The 17,666-nt window shown below is 65.9% G+C and carries 13 protein-coding genes; 9 read left to right on the forward strand and 4 right to left on the reverse strand.

The window, feature by feature from the left end; genetic code table 11:
• Window positions 1–371: 371 nt before the first annotated feature.
• Together purD and IGW04_RS18805 are read right to left on the reverse strand one after the other, a co-directional pair.
• Window positions 372–1,646, reverse strand: a complete 1,275-nt coding sequence (purD, locus tag IGW04_RS18800) for a phosphoribosylamine--glycine ligase (protein ID WP_194714628.1) — start codon at window positions 1,644–1,646, stop codon at window positions 372–374.
• Between the two features lie 93 nt (window positions 1,647–1,739).
• Complete coding sequence (locus IGW04_RS18805) at window positions 1,740–2,465, reverse strand: YebC/PmpR family DNA-binding transcriptional regulator (RefSeq protein ID WP_194714629.1); 726 nt, start codon at window positions 2,463–2,465, stop codon at window positions 1,740–1,742.
• 151 nt (window positions 2,466–2,616) lie between these two features.
• On the opposite strand from IGW04_RS18805, the gene IGW04_RS18810 reads away from it, so the two are divergent.
• The 5 genes from IGW04_RS18810 (at window position 2,617) to IGW04_RS18830 (ending at window position 7,107) form a co-directional block, all read left to right on the forward strand.
• On the forward strand, window positions 2,617–4,146 hold the full coding sequence (locus IGW04_RS18810) for a helicase HerA-like C-terminal domain-containing protein (protein ID WP_194714630.1): 1,530 nt from the start codon (window positions 2,617–2,619) through the stop codon (window positions 4,144–4,146).
• Between the two features lie 90 nt (window positions 4,147–4,236).
• Complete coding sequence (locus tag IGW04_RS18815) at window positions 4,237–5,151, forward strand: DMT family transporter (protein ID WP_194714631.1); 915 nt, start codon at window positions 4,237–4,239, stop codon at window positions 5,149–5,151.
• A gap of 8 nt (window positions 5,152–5,159) precedes the next feature.
• Window positions 5,160–5,939, forward strand: coding sequence for an SDR family oxidoreductase (locus tag IGW04_RS18820; protein ID WP_194714632.1), 780 nt, complete (start codon window positions 5,160–5,162; stop codon window positions 5,937–5,939).
• Between the two features lie 15 nt (window positions 5,940–5,954).
• Entirely contained in the window at window positions 5,955–6,929 is a 975-nt protein-coding gene (locus tag IGW04_RS18825) for a quinone oxidoreductase family protein (RefSeq protein WP_194714633.1), read from the forward strand.
• Window positions 6,930–6,936: 7 nt separating this feature from the next.
• Window positions 6,937–7,107, forward strand: coding sequence for a hypothetical protein (locus IGW04_RS18830; RefSeq protein ID WP_194714634.1), 171 nt, complete (start codon window positions 6,937–6,939; stop codon window positions 7,105–7,107).
• A gap of 27 nt (window positions 7,108–7,134) precedes the next feature.
• Here IGW04_RS18830 and IGW04_RS18835 read toward each other — a convergent pair whose 3' ends face one another.
• Together IGW04_RS18835 and IGW04_RS18840 are read right to left on the reverse strand one after the other, a co-directional pair.
• Window positions 7,135–8,838, reverse strand: coding sequence for a bifunctional protein-serine/threonine kinase/phosphatase (locus tag IGW04_RS18835; protein WP_194714635.1), 1,704 nt, complete (start codon window positions 8,836–8,838; stop codon window positions 7,135–7,137).
• A 103-nt stretch (window positions 8,839–8,941) separates the two neighbouring features.
• Window positions 8,942–10,156: a nitrate/nitrite transporter gene (locus IGW04_RS18840; RefSeq protein WP_194714636.1), complete on the reverse strand. Its 1,215-nt coding sequence runs from the start codon at window positions 10,154–10,156 to the stop codon at window positions 8,942–8,944.
• Window positions 10,157–10,428: 272 nt separating this feature from the next.
• On the opposite strand from IGW04_RS18840, the gene nirB reads away from it, so the two are divergent.
• From nirB to IGW04_RS18860, 4 genes are all read left to right on the forward strand, one after another.
• Complete coding sequence (gene nirB / locus IGW04_RS18845; protein WP_194714637.1) at window positions 10,429–12,867, forward strand: nitrite reductase large subunit NirB; 2,439 nt, start codon at window positions 10,429–10,431, stop codon at window positions 12,865–12,867.
• 32 nt (window positions 12,868–12,899) lie between these two features.
• The gene (gene nirD, locus IGW04_RS18850; protein ID WP_194714638.1) at window positions 12,900–13,247 is read left to right on the forward strand and encodes a nitrite reductase small subunit NirD; all 348 of its coding nucleotides are present in this window, start codon (window positions 12,900–12,902) and stop codon (window positions 13,245–13,247) included.
• Complete coding sequence (locus IGW04_RS18855) at window positions 13,244–16,045, forward strand: nitrate reductase (protein ID WP_228527200.1); 2,802 nt, start codon at window positions 13,244–13,246, stop codon at window positions 16,043–16,045. The genes nirD and IGW04_RS18855 overlap by 4 nt, the downstream gene beginning before the upstream one ends.
• Window positions 16,046–16,123: 78 nt before the next feature.
• Window positions 16,124–17,629, forward strand: a complete 1,506-nt coding sequence (locus IGW04_RS18860) for a leucine-rich repeat domain-containing protein (protein ID WP_194714639.1) — start codon at window positions 16,124–16,126, stop codon at window positions 17,627–17,629.
• Window positions 17,630–17,666: the final 37 nt, after the last annotated feature.

Genomic DNA, 17,666 nt, shown 5'->3' on the forward strand with positions numbered 1-17,666 from the left:
ACGTCGTGTCGTTTTCAGCGCGCAGTGAGCTGCTTTGGAAAATTGTGCAGCTTGCCTATTTCTAATAATGGCTGGGAGGGGATATTCACTTGCAGGCTGGCAGAATCGACGATCCCATTGCCTTCTTATCCGGATACTGCAGGGTTTTCGGCGGGATTCAAGAAGTGATGTAATTGAAATAAATACCTTGCCTGATCGATTTCATAGTCCCGCTGTTGTGCGCGAGGACAGGCCACCTCTCGGTGAAATAAAGCCTTGCTTGCTGTTTTTGCAGATCGACAATGTTTTTCGAACAGTACGCAGCGTGGGCCTGGAAGTCCCAACAAAAAAGCCGGCTTGCGCCGGCTCTGTAAAACCTTTCTGAAACCCTTTCAACCGTGCCGCTTGATCGCCCGCCAGCCAATGTCGCGCCGGAATTGCGCGCCGTCGAAATGGATGCTGTCCACCGCTGCATAAGCCTGTTTCTGCGCCATCTTGACGTTGTCGCCAAGGCCGACCACGCACAGCACCCGGCCGCCGCTGGCGGTCAGGGTGGCGCCGTCGAGGGTAGTGCCGGCATGGAAGGTCACGGATTCCGGCGTTTCATCCGGAATGCCGCTGATCACGTCGCCCTTCCTCGGCGCATCCGGATAACCGGCGGCCGCCATCACCACGCCCAGCGCGACGCGGCGGTCCCATTCCAGTTTCACCGCGTCCAGGGTGCCGTTGACCGCATGCTCCATCACCGTGACCAGGTCGGTCTTCAGGCGCGCCATGATGGGCTGGGTTTCCGGGTCGCCCATGCGGCAGTTGAATTCCAGCGTCCTGGGCGTGCCCTGCGCATCGATCATCAGTCCCGCATACAGGAAGCCGGTGTAGGGAATGCCGTCCTGCGCCATGCCCTGGACGGTGGGCACGATGATTTCCCGCATTACCCGGGCATGCAGCTCCGGCGTGATGATGGGCGCCGGCGAGTAGGCGCCCATGCCGCCGGTATTGGGGCCGGCGTCGTGGTCCTGCAGGCGCTTGTGGTCCTGGCTGGTGGCCAGCGGCAGGATGTTCCTGCCGTCCACCATCACGATGAAGCTGGCTTCCTCGCCGTCGAGGAATTGCTCGATCACCACGCGCGCGCCGGCGTCGCCCAGGCGGTTATCCGACAGCATCATGTCGACCGCGGCATGCGCCTCGTCGGCGGTCATGGCCACCACCACGCCCTTGCCGGCTGCCAGGCCGTCGGCCTTGATCACGATCGGCGCGCCCTGCGCGTCGATGTAGGCATGGGCGGCGGCGACGTCGGAGAAGGTCTGGTAGGCGGCGGTCGGTATGCCGTGTCGCTGCATGAAGGCCTTGGCGTAATCCTTGGAGCTTTCCAGCTGGGCTGCCTCGGCGGTCGGGCCGAATACTTTCAGGCCCTGCTCGCGGAAGATGTTGACGATGCCGGCCGCCAGCGGCGCTTCCGGGCCGACCACGGTCAGCGCGACATGTTCGCGGCGGGCGAATTCGGCCAGTTCCTTCGGGTCGGTGATGGCGATGTTGCGCAGGCGCTGGTCGAGCGCGGTGCCGCCGTTGCCCGGCGCGACATAGACGATCTGGATGCGTTCGGACTGCGCCAGCTTCCAGGCGAGGGCATGTTCGCGGCCACCGGAGCCTACAACGAGAATTTTCATGAGAGATGTGATGCGTTTGACTGGTGTCGGGGTCGATGGCGGCATGCCATCGTGGCGTGTCCGGCAGCGCTGCCGGACATGGGTGCGTCAGGTTTATTCGTCGATCACGGCGTTGGTGTAGACCTCCTGCACGTCGTCCAGGTTTTCCAGCGCGTCCAGCAGTTTCTGCATCTTCATCGCGTCCTCGCCGGTGAATTCGGTCTCGGTGGAGGGCTTCATCGTGATCTCGGCCAGTTCCGGCTTGAAGCCGGCCTGTTCCAGCTTTTCCTTGATGGCTGCGAATTCATACGGGTCGCACAGCACCTCGAAACCGCCTTCCTCATCCTGCACCACGTCGTCGGCGCCGGCTTCCAGCGCCGCTTCCATCAGCGCGTCCTCGTTCGTGCCGGGCGCGAAGAACAGCTGGCCGCAGTGCTTGAAGAGGAAGGCCACCGAACCCTCGGTGCCCATGTTGCCGCCGAACTTGGAGAATGCGTGCCGCACTTCGGCCACGGTGCGCACCCGGTTGTCGGTCAGGCAGTCGACGATGATCGCGGCGCCGTTCAGGCCATAGCCCTCGTAGCGGATTTCCTCGTAGTTCACGCCTTCGAGGTCGCCGGTGCCGCGCTGGATCGCGCGGGTCACGTTGTCCTTGGGCATGTTGGCGTCGGCCGCCTTCTCCACTGCCAGGCGCAGGCGCGGATTGGCGTTGGCGTCGCCGCCGCCCATGCGGGCTGCCACCGTGATTTCCTTGATCAGGCGGGTCCAGATCTTGCCGCGCTTGGCGTCAGTGGCCGCCTTCTTGTGCTTGATGTTGGCCCATTTGCTGTGTCCTGCCATAACGCTACTTTCCAGAAGAGGTTGCGGGACGCGAAGAACGCAAAATATAAACCGGCGTCCGGTTTAGAATCGGTTCCTGCCATCCCTGAAAAATATCGCCGATTCTAACATACGGCCCTTGTCCCAATTTCCTCAGAACAGGCCCAAAACCATGCCACATCCGCTCCTGATCGCAAAAAACCAGACCCACGAGTTGCTGCTGCTGCCGCAGCTGGTCAACCGGCACGGCAGCATCACCGGCGCCACCGGCACCGGCAAGACGGTGACCTTGCAGGTGATTGCCGAATCGCTCTCGAAAATCGGCGTGCCGGTGTTCATGGCCGACGTAAAGGGCGACCTGTCCGGCCTTGCCAAGGCCGGCGCGCCGAATCCGAAGATCAGCGAGCGCCTGGCGGCGCTGGGCCTGGACGAGCCTCAGTGGGCCGGCTGTCCGACCACCTTCTGGGATGTTTATGGCGAGCAGGGCCATCCGGTGCGGGCGACGATTTCCGATCTTGGGCCGCTCTTGCTGTCGCGCATGCTCAACCTGAACGACGTGCAGGAAGGCGTGCTGCAGCTGGTGTTCAAGATCGCCGACGACAATGGCCTGCTGCTTCTGGACCTGAAGGACCTGCGGGCGATGCTGCAGCATGTCGGCGAGAACGCCGCCTCGTTCCAGACCGAGTACGGCAATGTCTCGGCCGCCAGCATCGGCGCGATCCAGCGCGGGATGGTGGCCATCGAGGAGCAGGGCGGCGACCGGTTCTTCGGCGAGCCCATGCTCAATATCGAAGACCTGATGCAGACCGATGGCAACGGCCATGGCGTGATCAACATCCTGGCGGCCGACAAGCTGCTCAATGCGCCGCGGCTGTATTCCACCTTCCTGCTGTGGATGCTGTCGGAACTGTTCGAGCATTTGCCGGAAGTGGGCGACGTCGACAAGCCGCGCCTGGTGTTCTTCTTCGACGAGGCCCACCTGCTGTTCGACGACGCGCCGCGCCCGCTGCTGCAGAAGATCGAGCAGGTGGTGCGGCTGATCCGCTCCAAGGGCGTGGGCGTGTACTTCGTGACGCAAAATCCGATCGACATTCCCGACACGGTGCTGGGCCAGCTCGGCAACCGGGTGCAGCATGCGCTGCGCGCCTACACGCCGCGCGACCGCAAGGCGGTGCAGGCCGCCGCCGAGACCTTCCGGCCCAATCCGGACCTGGACGTGGTGCAGGTGATCAGCGAAATGGGCGTGGGCGAGGCGCTGGTGTCCTTCCTGGACGCCAAGGGCCGGCCGGAGCCGGTGCAGCGCGCCTTCATCCTGCCGCCGGCATCGCAGATCGGGCCGATCACGCCGGCGGAGAGGCAGGCGGCGCAGGCCGGCTCGCTGGTGGCCGGCGTCTATGAAGCCGCGATCGACCGCGAGTCGGCCTATGAAGTGTTGAAAGGCCGCAGCGCCACCCGCGCGCCGGTGAAGAACGAGCGGGCGGTGCCGGGGCCGACGCCGCCGGCGCCCGCGCCGTCCGGCGGGCCTTCGGTCAGCGACCGGGTGCAGGATGCGCTGGGCGGCTTGCTCGGCGGTGGCGGCGGCAGCCGGCGCAAGGACACGGTGGTGGAAGCCATCGTCAAGTCGGCGGCGCGCTCGATCGGCTCCAGCGTCGGCAGGGAATTGATCCGCGGCGTGCTGGGCTCGCTGCTCAAGCGCAAGTGACGGTTAGCGGTTAGCGGTTCGGAAACCGGCAAGCCTGGCATCGTGCCCCCAGGCAAAGTTCGATTGCCGGTTTTCTTTTACAATTCGTCAATGACTTCTTCCTCCGTTTCACTGCCGGCGCAGCGCCAGGCTTTCCTGGCCGGGCTGGCAATCGCCGTCGGTGGCGCCGTGCTGTTCTCCACCAAGGCGATCGTCGCCAAGCTGATTTACCGTTACCCGGTCGACGCCGTCACCCTGATCGGCTTCCGCATGCTGTTCTCGCTGCCCTTCTTCGCAGTGGTGGCGATCTGGCATGCGCGCCGCTCGCCGGCGCTGTCCGGCAGCGACCGGCTGCGGATCGCCTTTCTCGGCCTTCTCGGCTATTACCTGTCGAGCTTCCTCGATTTCCTGGGGCTGCAATACATCAGCGCCGGCCTGGAGCGGCTGATCTTGTTCCTGACGCCGTCCTTCGTGCTGCTGATCTCGGTGTTTTTCCTGCACAAGAAGATCGGCCGGCTGGAATGGGGCGCGCTGCTGGTGTCCTATTCCGGCACGGTGCTGGTGTTCCTGCACGACGCCCGCACCGGCGGCGCCAACGTGCCGCTCGGCGGCGCCTTCGTGCTGGGCAGCGCGATCACCTATGCGATCTACCTGCTGATGTCGGGAGAACTGGTGCGCCGGGTCGGGCCGATGCGGCTGGTGGCCTATGCGATGTGCGTTTCCAGCTTTGCATGCATACTTCAGTTCCTGGTGTTGAAGCCCATAGTCATGCTGGTGCAACCGGCGCCGGTGTATGGGCTGTCGCTGGTCAATGCGGTGTTCTGCACGGTGCTGCCGGTGTTCCTGACCATGATCGCGGTGGCCCGCATCGGCGCGCCGACGGTGTCCCTGACGGGCATGGTCGGTCCGGTGTCGACACTGTTTCTGGGGGCCTGGGTGCTGGGCGAACCAATTACGGCAATCCAGCTGGCCGGCACCGCGCTGGTACTGGCTGGCATTTATTTACTCTCTAAAAAGAAAGCGTAGGAAGAGACATGGATCTGGGAATCAAGGGCAAGACCGCGCTGGTATGCGGCGCATCCAAGGGACTGGGCAAGGGCTGCGCCGAGGCGCTGGCCGCCGACGGCGTGAACCTGGTGCTGGTGGCGCGCAATGCCGAGGCGCTGGAAAAGACCGCCGAGGAAATCCGCCGCGCCCATGGCGTCAACGTCACCGCGGTGGCGGCCGACATCACCACGCCGGAAGGCCGGGCGCAGGCGCTGGCCGCCTGCCCGGCGCCGGACATCCTGGTCACCAATGCCGGCGGCCCGCCGACCGGCGACTTCCGCGACTGGGGCCGCGAGCAGTGGATCGCCGCGCTGGACGCCAACATGCTCACGCCGATCGAACTGATCAAGGCCACCGTCGACGGCATGATCAGCCGCGGCTTCGGCCGCATCGTCAACATCACGTCGAGCGCGGTGAAGGCGCCGATCGATGTGCTGGGCCTGTCCAATGGCGCCCGTTCCGGCCTGACCGGCTTCGTCGCCGGCATCGCCCGCAAGACCGTGGCGCACAATGTCACCATCAACAACCTGCTGCCGGGGCCGTTCGACACCGACCGCCTGGGCGCCACCATGGCCGGCGCGGCCAAGGCCAGCGGCAAGAGCATCGATGAAGTCAAGGAAGCGCGCCGCAAGCAGAATCCGGCGCAGCGCTTCGGCACTGCGGCCGAATTCGGCGCCTTCTGCGCTTTCATGTGCAGCGCCCATGCCGGCTACATGACCGGGCAGAACATCCTGCTCGACGGCGGCGCCTATCCGGGCACCTTTTAATTCAGGAGCGAGAACATGACCAAAGCGATCAGGATCTTCAAGACTGGCGGACCAGAAGTAATGGAATATGTCGACGTCGAGGTCGGCGAGCCGGGGCCGGGCGAGGCGCGGGTGCGGCACCATGCCTGCGGCCTGAACTATATCGATGTCTACTTCCGCACCGGCCTGTATCCGCAGCAACTGCCGGCCGGCCTGGGCATGGAAGGCGCCGGCGTGGTGGAAGCGGTGGGCGAGGGCGTCACGCATGTGAAGCCGGGCGACCGCGTCGCCTATGCCGCCCGTCCGCCCGGCGCCTATGCCGAGGCGCGGGTGATGCCGGCGGCGGTGCTGGTGAAGCTGCCGGACAACATCGACTTCGAAACCGGCGCGGCCATGATGCTGCAGGGCCTCACGGTGCAGTACCTGTTCCGCCGCACCTTCCCGCTCAAGGGCGGCGAGACCATCCTGTTCCACGCGGCTGCCGGCGGCGTCGGCCTGATCGCCTGCCAGTGGGCGCGCGCGCTGGGCGTGAACCTGATCGGCACGGTAGGCTCGGACCAGAAGGGCGAGCTGGCCAAACAGCATGGCGCAGCCCATGTGATCAACTACAACAAGGAAAACTTCGTCGAGCGCGTCAAGGAAATCACCGGCGGGCGCGGCGTGCCGGTGGTGTATGACTCGATCGGCGCCGATACCTTCACCGGCTCGCTGGACTGCCTGTCGCCGCTGGGCACCATGGTCAGCTTCGGCAGCGCGTCCGGCCCGGTGCCGCCGTTCAGCCTGAACGAGCTGGCTTCGCGCGGCTCGCTGTTCATCACCCGGCCGACCCTGTTCACCTACAGCGCGAAGCGGGAAGACCTGGAAGCAATGGCGGCCGACCTGTTCGACGTGGTCGGCAGCGGCAAGGTCAGGATCGAGATCAACCAGCGCTATGCATTGAAGGATGCGGCACAGGCGCATATCGATCTCGAAGGCCGCAAGACCACCGGTTCCACCATCCTGCTGCCATGAGCACGAGATGAACGAGCAAGGCAGAGAGCCCGGCGGCAATCCGATGAACCATCCGGAAGAGCAGCCTACCGGCACCGACGGCATGCCGAAGTTCGGTCGGCTTCTTATCGTGCTGATCCTGGTGGTGCTGGTGATCGGGCTGGTGACCTGGGCGTCGGAAAAGTATCTGTCGTACTGACCCGCCCACTGCATGGCCTGCGCGCCGTCAGCGCACGGCCATCAGGTACAGCAGCAGCAGGTTGAGCACGATGGACACCGCCGCCACCGCCCGCCACAGCATGGCCGGGTCACGCCGGGCCAGCGGCACCGCCGCCGGAGCGGGCAGCGGCCTGCTGGCGCCCCGTTCCAGCGCCAGCAGGAATTCCTCGGCGGTCTCGAAGCGGTCTGCCGGGTTTTTCGCCACTGCCTTGAGCAGCACATTCTCCAGCCACAGCGGCACGTCCGGCCGATAGCGCGTGGGCGGCGCCGGCTCGCCGAAACGCGGCCGCTGGAAGGGCTCGATCTCGCCGTACGGATACTGGCGGGTCAGCATCAGGTACAAGGTCACGCCGACGGCATAGACATCGGTCTGGCGTGACGGCACCGCGTTGTCATATTGTTCCGGCGCCAGGAAGGACGGCGTGCCGGCCTGCGGCGCCGAGGCGCCGGCGCCGGCTTCCAGGCCGGACTGGGCCACGCCCAGGTCGAGCACGCGCAGCTCGCCGTCGTCGCCCAGATGCACATTGGCCGGCTTGATGTCGCGGTGAATGATGCTGCGCCGGTGCAGCGCGCCCAGCGCGCGCACCAGGCGGCTGCCTTCGGTGACGACTTCCGGAATCGTGAAATGGCGGCCGCCATCCAGGTGCTGCTGCAGCGTCGCGCCGTCATGCCAGGTGCTCAGGTAGTAAAGGCAGCTGCGCTCGGACAGCGTCACCACCTGCGGGAAGAAGCGCGCCACCGCGCGCCGCGCCAGCCATTCCTCATGCGCGAAGGCCGAGCGCTCCGCCGGGTCGTTGTCGCGCTCCGGCTGCAGGGTTTTCAGCACCAGCCTGCGGCCCGTGGCCGGGTCGCGCACCCGGTACAGCAGGGTGGCGCGGGAGGCATGGACCTGTTCCTCCACCACCAGGCCATCCAGGCTCTGGCCCGGCTTGAGCCGTGGCGGCAGCGGCAGGTGCCGTGTGGTGGCCAGCGCGTCGCGCAGGTCAGCCTCGGGCAGGGCGTCGATGCGGATCACCAGTGCGCTCAGGTTGTCGCGCGTGCCGGCCTGCTGCGCCGCCTGCAGCAGGCCTTGCGCGGCGCTTTCCGCGTCGGCTGTGGCCAGCGCCAGCAAGGACAACTGGCGGTTGATTTCATACTCGGTCAGCGCGCTCCACAGGCCGTCGGTCGCCAGCAGGAACACATCGCCGACGCGGCACTCGCCCATGCCGTGGTCGATGGCGATGCGGGTATCGAGCCCGACCGCGCGCGTCAGCACATGCTGCATTTCCGGCTTGTCCCACACATGGTCGGTGGTGAGCCGCTCCAGCCTGCCGGCGCGCAGCAGGTAGAGCCGGGTGTCGCCGACATGCGAGAAATAATAGAAATTGCCGCGCAGGACCAGCGCCGTCAGCGTGGTGGCCATGCCGGCCAGTTCCGGGCGCTTGGTGCCCTGGCTCTGGACCCAGCTGTTGACCGCGGTGATGACCTTTTGCAGGCACTGCGTCACCGGCCAGGTGTCGGGCGTGGCGTAGTAGTCCGACAGCAGGTTGCGCACCGTGAATTCGGCCGCCTCGCGGCCGCCGTCGTTGCCCGACACGCCATCGGCGATCGCGGCGATCAGGCCTTTGGTGCTGCGCTCGGGCTCGTTGGGCGTGACCATGCCGACAAAGTCTTCATTGCTGGCGCGCGGGCCGGGATGGGTGCTGTGGGCTGCGGTAACGGTCAGGGGCATGTTGCTTGGCGCTGGAATGGCGGGCGGGAAGCGAATCGCAGTATGAAGGAAAAACGGCCGGGGCAGCATCCCGCTGCCACCGGCCGCGCAGGCGCCTGATGGATCAGATCCTGGCCGTCGTCATCGCCGCGCTGCCCCAGGTGGTGCGCCAGCGGCCCTTCACCACCGACAGGCCGACCAGCGCCAGCAGCGCCAGCGAGGCGAAGATGGTCAGGCCGAGCTGATAGCTGCCGGTCATCTGCCTGGAAAAGCCGAGGCTGGAGGCGAGATAGAAGCCGCCGACGCCGCCGGCCATGCCGACCAGGCCCGTCATCACGCCGATCTCCTTGCGAAAGCGCTGCGGCACCAGCTGGAACACCGCGCCGTTGCCGGTGCCCAGCGCCAGCATCGCCAGCACGAATACCACCACGGCCATCGCCGCCGAAGGCAGGCCAAAGCTGGCGATGAACAGGAACAGCGCGGCCAGCAGGTACATGATGGACAGGGTCTTGATGCCGCCGATGCGGTCGGCCATGCGCCCGCCCAGGGGCCGCACCAGCGAGCCGGCGAAGACGCAGGCGGCGGTGAAGTAGCCGGCGGTCACCGGCGACAGGCCGTACTGGCCATTGAAGTAGATCGCCAGCGACGAGGCCAGCCCGGAAAAGCCGCCGAAGGTCACGCCATAGAAGAACATGAACCACCAGGCGTCCCTGTCTTTCAACACATGCAGGTATTCCACCAGCGATTTCGGCGGCGGCGCAGAGGGCGCGTCCTTGGCGAAGATCAGGTAGACCGCCAGCGCCACGCCGAGCGGTATCAGGCACAGGCCGAACACGTTCTGCCAGCCGAAGGCCATCGCCAGCGCCGGCGCGAACAGGGCGGCGAAGGCGGTGCCGGAGTTGCCGGCGCCGGCAATGCCCAGCGCCGTGCCCTGGTGCTCGGGCGGATACCAGCGCGAAGCCAGCGGCAGCGCCACCGCGAAGGCCGCGCCAGCCATGCCGAGCAGGATGCCCAGGGTCAGCATGCTGTGATAGCTGTCGAGCTTGCCCAGCCAGGCCCAGGTCAGGCCGGCCAGCACCACCAGCTGGCCGATCAGGCCGGCCTTCTTGGGTTTCAGGTGGTCGACCAGCACGCCCATCACGATACGCAGCAAGGCGCCGGCCAGCAGCGGCGTGGCCACCATCAGGCCCTTTTGCGCTGCGGTCAGCCCGAGATCCTTCGAGATCTGCACGGCCAGCGGGCCGAGTATCACCCAGACCATGAAGCTGAGATCGAAGTAGAAGAATGCGGCCAGCAGGGTAGGGGTATGCCCTGCTTTCCAGAATGAGGTTTTTTGCATGATGCGTCCGATCGGCGTTGAGAAGGCCGGCTGCACCATGCAAGGGATATGCCAGTCGATTTTCGTGCAGCCGATTTTATCTATGAAATGCCGGTGCCGCTTCGGTGTGCGATGCACCATCAAGCGCAGGCTCCTGCACGCCTGCGGTGCGGTTTATGGGCTATCGCGGTGAATTGCGGCGCCTTCCCGGCTGGCACCGGTCTTGCATCCTGCAAGCCCATCAGGTGCTGAAATGGCTTTAATGGAGAAGCCATGGACAGGAAAGGGCTTTAATGAAGAAGCTGAAATTGGTCATGGTCGGCAACGGCATGGCAGGCGTGCGCACGCTCGAAGAGTTGCTCAAGATCGCACCCGATATCTACGACATCACGGTATTCGGCGCCGAGCCCTATGCCAACTACAACCGCATCCTGCTCTCGCCGGTGCTGGCCGGCGAGCAGACCATACAGGACATCATGTTGAACGATGTCGGCTGGTATGCGCAGAACGGCATCACCCTGCATCTTGGCAAGAAGATCACGAAGATCGACCGCGCCCGCCGCAGGGTGGTGGCCGAGGACGGCACGGTGGCCGAATACGACCGTCTGCTGCTGGCCACCGGCTCCACGCCCTTCATGCTGCCGGTGCCGGGACGCGACCTCGCAGGCGTGATTTCCTACCGCGACATCCACGACACCAATGCAATGATCGCGGCGGCCGGGAAGCATAGCCATGCGGTGGTGATCGGCGGCGGCCTCTTGGGCCTGGAAGCGGCCAATGGCCTGAAGCTGCGCGGCATGGACGTGACGGTCGTCCATCTGCCCGGCTGGCTGATGGAGCGACAGCTCGACCCGGTCGCCGGCAGGATGCTGCAGAAGTCGCTGGAAGACCGCGGCCTGAAATTCCTGCTGGCGAAGAACACCCAGGAACTGGTGGCCGACGACAACGGCCATGTGCAGGCGATCCGCTTCACCGACGGCCTGGAAGTGCCGGCGCAACTGGTGGTGATGGCCGTGGGCATCCGTCCCAACACCGCGCTGGCCGAAGCCAGCGGCATTCATTGCAATCGCGGCATCGTGGTCAACGACACCATGCAGACCTACGACCCGCGCATCTATGCGGTGGGCGAATGCGTCAACCATCGCGGCACCGCCTATGGCCTGGTGGCGCCGCTGTTCGAGATGGCCAAGGTCGCGGCGAATCACCTGGCCAGCTTCGGCATCGGCCGCTACCAGGGTTCGGTCACCTCCACCAAGCTCAAGGTCACCGGCATCGACCTGTTCTCGGCCGGCGAATTCATGGGCGGCGAGGGCACCGAGGAAATCGTGCTGTCGGATCCGCTCGGCGGCGTCTACAAGAAGCTGGTGATCAAGGACGACAAGCTGGTCGGCGCCTGCCTGTATGGCGACACGGTCGACGGCAGCTGGTACTTCAGGCTGCTGCGCGAAGGCAAGGATATCGGCGAGATCCGCGACAGCCTGATGTTCGGCGAAGCCAACACCGGCCGGCCCGGCGACACCGGCCATGAAGGCTACACCCTGGCCGCGGCCATGCCCGACAGCGCCGAAGTCTGCGGCTGCAATGGCGTGTGCAAGGGCGCCATCGTCAGCGCGATCAAGGAACAGGGCCTGTTCACGCTGGAAGACGTGCGCAAGCACACCAAGGCCTCGGCTTCCTGCGGCTCCTGCACCGGACTGGTGGAGCAGATCATCATGTTCACCGCCGGCGGCGATTACTCGGCTGCTGCCAAGGCAAAGCCGATGTGCGGCTGCACCGACCATACCCACCAGGAAGCACGCGACGCGATCCGCCAGAACAAGCTGCTGACAGTGGCCGACGTGATGCGCTTCATGGAATGGCGCACGCCCAACGGCTGCGCCAGCTGCCGTCCCGCGATCAACTACTACCTGATCTCGAGCTGGCCGCATGAGGCCATCGACGATCCGCAATCGCGCTTCATCAACGAGCGCTCGCATGCCAACATCCAGAAGGACGGCACCTACTCGGTGATCCCGCGCATGTGGGGCGGCGAGACCAGCGCGGCCGACCTGCGCCGCATCGCCGACGTGGTCGACAAGTATGCGATCCCCACCGTCAAGGTCACCGGCGGCCAGCGCATCGACCTGCTGGGCGTGAAGAAGGAAGACCTGCCGGCGGTGTGGAAAGACCTCGGCATGCCGTCCGGCCTGGCCTATGCGAAGGGCCTGCGCACGGTCAAGACCTGCGTCGGCTCCGAGTGGTGCCGTTTCGGCACCCAGAACTCGACGCTCCTGGGACAGCAGATGGAAAAGGCGCTGGCGCGCATGTATTCGCCGCACAAGGTCAAGATCGCGGTGTCGGGCTGCCCGCGCAATTGCGCCGAGTCCGGCATCAAGGATGTCGGCGTGATCGGCGTCGATTCCGGCTGGGAGATCTATGTCGGCGGCAACGGCGGCATCAAGACCGAGGTCGCGCATTTCTTTGTCAAGCTGAAGACCCATGAGGAAGTGCTGGAATATGCCGGCGCCTTCCTGCAGCTCTACCGCGAGGAGGGCTGGTACCTGGAGCGCACCGTGCATTACCTGGCGCGGGTCGGCCTGGACCATGTGAAGAAGATGGTGCTGGAAGACCAGGAGGGCCGGCGCGCGCTGTACGAGCGGCTGCTGTTCTCGCTCGACGGCCTGCCCGACCCGTGGCACGAGTTCGACCGCGCCCAGGTCGATGCCCGCCAGTTCATGCCGCTGACGGTGTGACCTTTCCAGCATTACTCATCAAAGGAAGCAGCATGTCGAATCAATGGAAAGCCGTCTGCAACGTCGCAGACATTCCCGTGCTTGGCGCACGGGTCGTCAAGCGGGCAACGCAGCCCGACGTGGCGATTTTCCGCAACAGCGAGGATGTCGTGTTTGCCCTGCTGGACCGCTGCCCGCATCGCGGCGGGCCGCTGTCCCAGGGCATCGTGTTCGGCGAGCGGGTCGCCTGCCCGCTGCACAACTGGAGCATCGAGCTCCACTCCGGCTGCGCGGTCGCGCCGGATGAAGGCTGCACCCGGAAGTTCAGCGTGAAAGTGGAGAACGGCCAGGTGTACCTGGACGTCGCGGAACTGAACGCGACGGTGGATGAAGCCGCATGAATGCGCTCTCTCATCCCCCATTCGCCGCCGGCCTGAAGGAAACGAAGACCACCTGCTGCTACTGCGGCGTGGGCTGCGGCGTGATCGTCCAGAGCGACGGCAAGCAGGTGCTGGGCGTGCGCGGCGATCCCGACCATCCCGCCAACTTCGGCAAGCTGTGCACCAAGGGCAGCACGCTGCACCTGAGCGCCGATCCCTTGCTGCAGCAGCAGGCACGGGCGCTGCAGCCGGAGCTGCGCGAAAGCCGCGCGGAGGAACGGCGTCCCGCCTCGTGGCAGCAGACCGGGGAATTCCTGGCGCGGCGCATTGCCGACACCATCGCCCGCCACGGCCCCGACAGCATCGGCTTCTATATCTCCGGACAGCTGCTGACCGAGGACTATTACGTCTTCAACAAGCTGGCCAAGGGCCTGATCGGCACCAACAATGTCGACACCAATTCGCGGCTGTGCATGTCCAGCGCGGTGGCGGGCTACAAGCAGACGCTGGGCGCGGATGCGCCGCCGGCCTGCTATGAAGACATCGACCATGCCGACCTGCTGTTCATCGCCGGCTCCAACACCGCGTATGCCCATCCCATCCTGTACCGCCGCATCGAGGAGGCGCGCCGCGTCAATCCCAACCTGCGCATGATCGTGGCCGACCCCCGCCGCACCGACACTGCGCGCGATGCCGACCTGTTCCTGCAGATCCTGCCGGGCACCGATGTGGCGCTGTTCAACGGCCTGCTGCACATCTGCCTGTGGGAGGGCCTGGTCGATCAGGCCTTCATCGACAGCCATACCGAAGGCTTTACCGAACTGAAGAACGCGGTGCGCGACTACACGCCCAGGCATGTGGCCGGCATCTGCGGCATCAGCGAGGAAGACCTGTCGAAAGCGGCGCGCTGGTTTGGCGAGGCAAAGGCCGCGCTGTCGCTGTATTGCCAGGGCCTGAACCAGTCGTCGTCGGGCACCGCCAAGAATGCGGCGCTGATCAACCTGCACCTGGCCACCGGCCAGATCGGCAAGCCCGGCGCCGGCCCGTTTTCCCTGACCGGCCAGCCCAATGCAATGGGCGGGCGCGAGGTCGGCGGCATGGCCAACCTGCTGTCCGCCCATCGCGACCTGGCCAATCCCGAACACCGCGCGGAAGTGGCCCGGCTGTGGGGCGTCGATGATGTGCCGGCCACGCCCGGCAAGACCGCTATCCCGATGTTCGAGGCGGTGCGCAGCGGCGAGATCAAGATCCTGTGGATCGCCTGCACCAACCCGGCCCAGTCGCTGCCCGACCAGAACCTGGTGCAGCAGGCGCTGCGGCATGCGGAGCTGGTGATCGTGCAGGAAGCCTATCGCTCCACCGCCACCGTGGCCTATGCCGACGTGCTGCTGCCGGCCACCACCTGGAGCGAGAAGGAAGGCACGGTCACCAATTCCGAGCGCCGCATCACCCGCTTCAAGCCGGTGCTGCCGCCTCCCGGCGAGGCCCGTCACGACTGGCGCATCGTGGTCGACGTGGCGCGCCGCCTGGAAACGCTGATGGGCCGCGAGCGCAGCCTGTTCCCATATGAAAGCCCGGAAGCGATCTGGAACGAGCACCGCGAGACCACGCGCGGCCGCGACCTCGACATCACCGGCCTGTCCTATCGCATCCTGGAAGAGCAGGGGCCGCAGCAATGGCCGTTCCCGGAAGGCGCGACCAGCGGCCGCGAGCGACTGTACGAGGACGGCCGCTTCCCCACCGCCAGCGGACGCGCCCGCTTCGTGGTCACGCCCTACAAGCCGGTGGCCGAGCCGGTCGATGCGCGTTACCCGTTCCGCATGACGACCGGCCGCCTTCGCGACCAGTGGCATGGCATGAGCCGCACCGGCACCGTGGCGCAGCTGTTCTCGCATGCCGCCGAGCCGGCGGTGGTGCTGGCGCCGATCGACATGGAGCGCCGCCTGTTGAAGGAGGGCGACCTGGTGCATGTGACCAGCCGCCGCGGTTCCCAGCTGCTGCCGGTGGCGGGCGGCGACGACATGCGCAGCGGCCAGGCCTTTGTCGCGATGCACTGGGGCCAGGAATATGTGTCCGGCCGCAGCGCCGACGGCGGCGGCAGCCATGGCGTCAATGCGCTGACTCTGCCGGCGCTGGACCCGTATTCCTTCCAGCCCGAACTCAAGCATGCGGCGGTGAAGATACTCAAGGCCGAGCTGCCCTGGCGCTTCCTGGTGTTCGGCTGGGCCGCGCCGTCCGAGGTGCTCAGGCTGCAGGCCGCGCTGCGGCCCTACATGAAGCGCTTCGCCTATGCGTCCTGCACCCTGTTCGGGCGGGAGCGGACCGGCGTGCTGTTCCGCGCGGCGGATGACTACCCGGCCGAGCCGGCGCTGATCGCCGAGATCGAGGCGCGCTTCGGCATCGAGGGGGCGCAGGTATTGCGCTACGACGACCGGCGGCGCGGCAATGCCCGCCATATCCGGCTGGCCGGGGGCCGGCTGGAAGCAGTGTCGCTGGCCGGCGATATCGCCGCCGAGAACTGGCTGCGCGAATATCTCGATGGCGGGCAGCCAGTGGCCGCGCTGGGGCGGCTGCTGCTGTCGCCGTCTTCCACCGCGCCGCAGGGCTTCAAGGCACGCGGCCGCGTGGTCTGCAACTGCCACAACGTGGCCGAGTCGGAAATCATCGATGCGCTTGCCGCGCAGGCATCCGGCACGCCGCAGGAAGCGCTGTGCAGCCTGCAGCAAAGACTCAAGTGCGGCACCAGCTGCGGCTCCTGCGTGCCGGAGTTGAAGAAAGTCATCCTGCATGAATCCATGGCCAGGGCGGAGGCTATCTGAAGCAAGTTTGAGCCATGCCTAATGTGCCGAACCCGTCGTTGGCCTGCGTAACCCAGGCCGTCCAACAACGGAGGGAACATGGATAGCTCAGGCATCGCGCTCAAGCGTACTCATGAGGTCAATGCCGATGACGTCGGCGTCAATGAAGCATCGCCCAAGGTCGGGCAGGTCAAGCGACGCCGCACCGACGAAGCAGGCCAGGCCCGCCTGCCGGTGCTGACATCGCTGCATCCCGATGGCGCCGATGCGCCCGGCCCGCTGATGGCGGTCCCTATGGAACTGCTTGGCGAGATCGTCGGCTGGCTGACCGAAGAGCACTTGTCCTGTCTGGTCAGGACATCCAGGCCTATCTACAGCGCCGTGCAGCGCCTGCAGCTTGCGCTGCCGGCTTCCTATCGGGAAGGAGGCTTGCCACTTCAGGCGAAGCAGCAGCGCGTCATGACGTCGGTCAACCTGCAGGAGCGTCAGGCGCTGGACTGGAGGGATTGCCTGGAGCGCCTGCGCGGCGAGTACGTTGCGCCTGCACAGTCCCGCGGGCTCATCAGCGACTATGCACGCGGCCTGGGCGAGCGCTACCGGCATGTCAGCGTCCTCCTCGACGAGCCGGGCCTGAGCCAGATCGCCGCCGGCCTGCTCGCCAGCAATGGTTGGCGGCACCTGGAAATGGTGGCATGTACCTCGGCTTCGGCCCAGATCGCGTGCTTTCTCCACCTGATCGTAGCGGGCCTCAAGAGCCAGCAGCCTGCGGAACGGCGTCAACTCAGCCTGCACATCGGCGCCGCTCTGGAGCCCGTGGTGGTTGAAAAACTGACGGCGACCCTGTCGACCCTGCTGGCAAGCGACACGCCGATGGATGTCACCGGACTTCAGATCAAGGCATTGATGGTGCAGCCGCTTGCGCAATTCCTGCGTGCCAACCCATGCCTGCAACGCCTGTCGCTTGACCTGCGGGACGATACAACAGGTGATTGCGCAAGCCGGGTGCTGAGCCTGCTGGAGGGCTGCGCCGCCCAGCCTGGCGGCCTGATCCTGCAGGGCCTGGGTGCCGGGATGGACTATGCAAGGCTTGCCGCCTTGCTGCTTGCCAGGCCTTCCATCAAGTCGCTCTCCCTGGCGGGGAAAATCCCCGAGGAGACGCCAGGCTGCCCTCTGCTGGCCAGCCTGCTCCATCCTGGCTCGCTGGCCAAGCTGGGCCTTTCCCAGCTGACCCTGCGGGCGGAGCATCTGGCCAGCCTGGCGCCGGTACTTGCCGCGCAAGCCGGCTTGCACACGCTGAAGTTCCGGTGCTGCGCTTTCCCCGACGGCATAGATCCGCTGACCCGGGGTCTTGCCGCCAACCGCTCCATCGTCCGCATGGAACTGGTCGACTGCACCATCGCCGGCAACGCCGGGAACAGCACGGTACAGGGAGAGGTGTTGAAGGCCTTCCGGCACAATGCCGTCATCCGGCAACTCAAGATCGGCTACCGTGACCTGCAGAGTTTCCAGGCCGAGATGGCGGAGCTGCGGCGGGATAGTCCACAGCTCAAGGTGATCCGCTATTCGCCTTTCCGGGCAGGCGTCAGCGCCACGCCGCATTCCTGAATCCTGTCCGGCAACAGGGCCGGGCAGCCGATCAGGG

It is taken from the genome of Noviherbaspirillum soli (genome assembly GCF_015352955.1).
Classification (GTDB): Bacteria; Pseudomonadota; Gammaproteobacteria; order Burkholderiales; family Burkholderiaceae_D; genus Noviherbaspirillum_A; species Noviherbaspirillum_A soli.

What these genes read in the sequence shown, in the direction of transcription:
- purD (WP_194714628.1), bottom strand. Translation starts at nt 1,646, where the DNA reads ATGAAAATTCTCGTTGTAGGCTCCGGTGGCCGCGAACATGCCCTCGCC.
- IGW04_RS18805 (WP_194714629.1), bottom strand. Translation starts at nt 2,465, where the DNA reads ATGGCAGGACACAGCAAATGGGCCAACATCAAGCACAAGAAGGCGGCC.
- IGW04_RS18810 (WP_194714630.1), top strand. Translation starts at nt 2,617, where the DNA reads ATGCCACATCCGCTCCTGATCGCAAAAAACCAGACCCACGAGTTGCTG.
- IGW04_RS18815 (WP_194714631.1), top strand. Translation starts at nt 4,237, where the DNA reads ATGACTTCTTCCTCCGTTTCACTGCCGGCGCAGCGCCAGGCTTTCCTG.
- IGW04_RS18820 (WP_194714632.1), top strand. Translation starts at nt 5,160, where the DNA reads ATGGATCTGGGAATCAAGGGCAAGACCGCGCTGGTATGCGGCGCATCC.
- IGW04_RS18825 (WP_194714633.1), top strand. Translation starts at nt 5,955, where the DNA reads ATGACCAAAGCGATCAGGATCTTCAAGACTGGCGGACCAGAAGTAATG.
- IGW04_RS18830 (WP_194714634.1), top strand. Translation starts at nt 6,937, where the DNA reads ATGAACGAGCAAGGCAGAGAGCCCGGCGGCAATCCGATGAACCATCCG.
- IGW04_RS18835 (WP_194714635.1), bottom strand. Translation starts at nt 8,838, where the DNA reads ATGCCCCTGACCGTTACCGCAGCCCACAGCACCCATCCCGGCCCGCGC.
- IGW04_RS18840 (WP_194714636.1), bottom strand. Translation starts at nt 10,156, where the DNA reads ATGCAAAAAACCTCATTCTGGAAAGCAGGGCATACCCCTACCCTGCTG.
- nirB (WP_194714637.1), top strand. Translation starts at nt 10,429, where the DNA reads ATGAAGAAGCTGAAATTGGTCATGGTCGGCAACGGCATGGCAGGCGTG.
- nirD (WP_194714638.1), top strand. Translation starts at nt 12,900, where the DNA reads ATGTCGAATCAATGGAAAGCCGTCTGCAACGTCGCAGACATTCCCGTG.
- IGW04_RS18855 (WP_228527200.1), top strand. Translation starts at nt 13,244, where the DNA reads ATGAATGCGCTCTCTCATCCCCCATTCGCCGCCGGCCTGAAGGAAACG.
- IGW04_RS18860 (WP_194714639.1), top strand. Translation starts at nt 16,124, where the DNA reads ATGGATAGCTCAGGCATCGCGCTCAAGCGTACTCATGAGGTCAATGCC.